The sequence below is a fragment of the Streptomyces poriferorum genome (assembly GCF_019399235.1).
GTDB classification, from domain to species: Bacteria; Actinomycetota; Actinomycetes; order Streptomycetales; family Streptomycetaceae; genus Streptomyces; species Streptomyces poriferorum.
Map to the genome: position 1 here is coordinate 1 of NZ_JAELVH010000481.1, position 2609 is coordinate 2609.

Here is a 2609-nt window from a genome sequence, read left to right on the forward strand (position 1 = left end):
GGCGCGCCCGGTGAAGGGGCCCAAGCCCGGGCTGAGCCTGGGACGCATCGTGGACGCGGCAGTGGCGGTGGCGGCGGCCGAGGGGCTCGGCGGGGTGTCCATGGGGCGGGTCGCCAAGGACCTCGGGGTCTCCACGATGTCGCTCTACCGGTACGTGGCCGCCAAGGACGAGCTCTACGTGCTGATGCAGGAGGCGGCCCTGGGTCCGCCGCCCCCGCTGCCCGCCCTGGAGGAGAAGGCCGGCTGGCGCCATGCGCTGTCGCAGTGGGCCCGGGCGCAGAGCCGGGTCTTCCACGCCAACCTGTGGATGCTCCGCATCCCCATCGCGGGACCGCCCGCGAGCCCGAACTCGGTCGCCTGGTGGGAACAGGGCCTGCAGGCCCTCGCGGGCGCCGGTCTGGACGCGGGCGAGGAGATCTCCGTCATCCTTCTGGTCAGTGGTTTCGTGCGGAACGAGGCGCTGTTGATGGGTGATCTCGCTGCCGCCGTCGAGTCCCGCGGTGTGTCGGCCGAGGAGGTCATGGATGGCTACGCCCGCACGCTGGGCCGGCTGGTCGACCCCGTGCGCCACCCCGCGCTCTCCCGGCTGATGGCCACCGAGGGCATGTGGGCGCCGGACGAGCCCGACCACGAGCTCACGTTCGGTCTCGAACGGGTGCTTGACGGGGTCGGCGTACTGATCGGATCCCGTGCGCGGGAGCGCGGAACGGAGGCCTCCGGGACGGGGCCGGACGGCGTCTGACGTCAAGTTCGCTTGAGGTCGGAGGCGTTACGCTCATGGTCATGAGCGGAGAGAAGCCCGGCCCCCGGACGGCAGCGGGTGGGGATGCGGCCGCGCCGGCCTCCTCCGGCGCGCCGATGAGCCTGCGGGAGCGGAAGAAGCAGCTGACGTATCAGGCGGTCTCCGACGCCGCGATCGCCCTGTTCCTGGAGCGTGGGTTCGACCAGGTCTCCGTGGCGGAGATCGCGGCCGCCGCCGACATCTCCAAACCGACGCTGTTCCGCTACTTCCCGGCCAAGGAGGACCTGGCCCTCCACCGGTTCGCCGACCACGAGGACGAGTCCGCGCGGGTCGTCGCCGGCCGCGCGGAGGGCGAGTCCCCGCTGGACGCGCTGCGCCGCCACTACCTGGACGGTCTGGAGCGGCGCGACCCGGTCACGGGCCTGTGCGACGTGCCGCAGGTGCTGGCGTTCCACCGGCTGCTGTACGGCACGCCGTCCCTGGTGGCACGGCTCTTCGCGTACCAGAGCCGTGCCGAGGCCGCTCTCGCCCGCGCCCTGGGAGACAGGGCGACGGACCGGCTGGCCGCGGGCCAGATCGTCGCGGTCCTGCGCATCCTGTCCCTGGAGAACTGGCAGCGGATCAGCGAGGGCCGGAGCGCGGATCAGGTGTACGCGGACGCGGTCGAGGCCGCCGAGCAGGGCTTCGTGCAGCTGCGGTCGGGGCTGGAGGGCTGAATCCCGGCTCTGAGTCCCGGCTCTGAGTTCCGGCTCTGTGCCCGGACCTATCGGCTGTCCTCGGCGTGCTGCACCGCCTCGGCTATCTCGCGGACCCGGTCGAGCGTGATGCCGGTCCGCTGTTCCACGGCCAGCGGGTGATCGGTGGGCTCCAGCTCGATGAGCGGGCGCCGGCCGATCGGGCGGGTGTGCGCGTTGGTTTTGAGGTTGGTCGTACGGGGTGTGTAGAGCCCCAACTCGGTGGTGAGCCAGCCGAAGTACGGCTTCTCGGACTCCCGGCCCGGGGTCTCCCACACGTCGAGGGCGCGGGCGAAGTTCTCCCGGCTCAAGGACACCCAGACACCCCACGAGAACGGCTCCGGGCTGCCGGTCACGGGTATCTCGATCAGGCCCTTGATGAAGTAGTGCTCGTGTCTGACGATGCACTGGTCCGTCGAGAGCATGCTGTCGGGGTCGTTCTCCAGGCTCGCGTCCCAGACGTCGGGCGCCATGGTCGAGTACCCCATCGGGAGTTCCGTGTGGTGTTCGCCGCAGCGGGAGCAGGTGTAGCCGGGGTCGGTAGCCATGGGCGGGATCCTAGAGCCTCCGCTTGTCGCGCACATGGCCCCGGTGGACCGTCGCCGCCTGCGCTCAGTCCGCGGCGGGGATGTCCAGCGCCGTTCCGTACAGCCGTGAGACCCGGATCCGGATCACCACGCGCCGGTCGGCGACCACCTGCGCCAGGAAGGCCGCCTCCTCGGCAGGGTCCTCGAAACCGGGTGTCAGGGAGAGGAGTTCGCGGCTGACCGCGTCACCGGGCACGGCCGCCGGCGCGGACACCTCCGCCTCGCCCTCGGCGACCGCGAACGAGAACACGTCCTGGCCGTGCACGTGCAGCGCCGCGTGCGGATCGGTGCGCAACTGACGCGGCTTGAGGCGGTCGGCGGTGCTGGAGACGCGCACCACGCGCTCTTCGGCGTCCCAGGAGTACAGCACCGTCGTCAGATGCGGGTGCCCGGTGCGCCGCACGCTTGCGAGGACGCCGAACTGCTGCTCCCCGAGCAGCCGGGACAGTTCCGCCTCGGTGAGCACGCGCGGGGCGGGGCCGGCGCCGGGGCCGGACTCGGACTCGGGCTCGTTCTCGGGCTCGTTCTCGTTCTCGGGCTCGTTCT

4 protein-coding genes are annotated in these 2609 nt (G+C 71.7%); 2 read left to right on the plus strand and 2 right to left on the minus strand.

Annotated features, from left to right (window positions below; translation table 11 throughout):
* The coding region (locus JGS39_RS38705; RefSeq protein WP_219574453.1) for a TetR/AcrR family transcriptional regulator at window positions 1-742 on the plus strand (742 nt) is incomplete at its 5' end.
* A 35-nt stretch (window positions 743-777) separates the two neighbouring features.
* Entirely contained in the window at window positions 778-1458 is a 681-nt protein-coding gene (locus JGS39_RS38710) for a TetR family transcriptional regulator (RefSeq protein WP_219574454.1), read from the plus strand.
* Between the two features lie 47 nt (window positions 1459-1505).
* Here JGS39_RS38710 and JGS39_RS38715 read toward each other — a convergent pair whose 3' ends face one another.
* Both JGS39_RS38715 and JGS39_RS38720 read right to left on the minus strand, forming a co-directional pair.
* Entirely contained in the window at window positions 1506-1964 is a 459-nt protein-coding gene (locus JGS39_RS38715; protein ID WP_236064068.1) for a DUF2199 domain-containing protein, read from the minus strand.
* A 124-nt stretch (window positions 1965-2088) separates the two neighbouring features.
* A complete protein-coding gene (locus JGS39_RS38720) occupies window positions 2089-2529 on the minus strand; it encodes a pyridoxamine 5'-phosphate oxidase family protein (protein ID WP_219574456.1) in 441 nt (146 codons plus the stop codon).
* Between the last annotated feature and the right edge of the window lie 80 nt (window positions 2530-2609).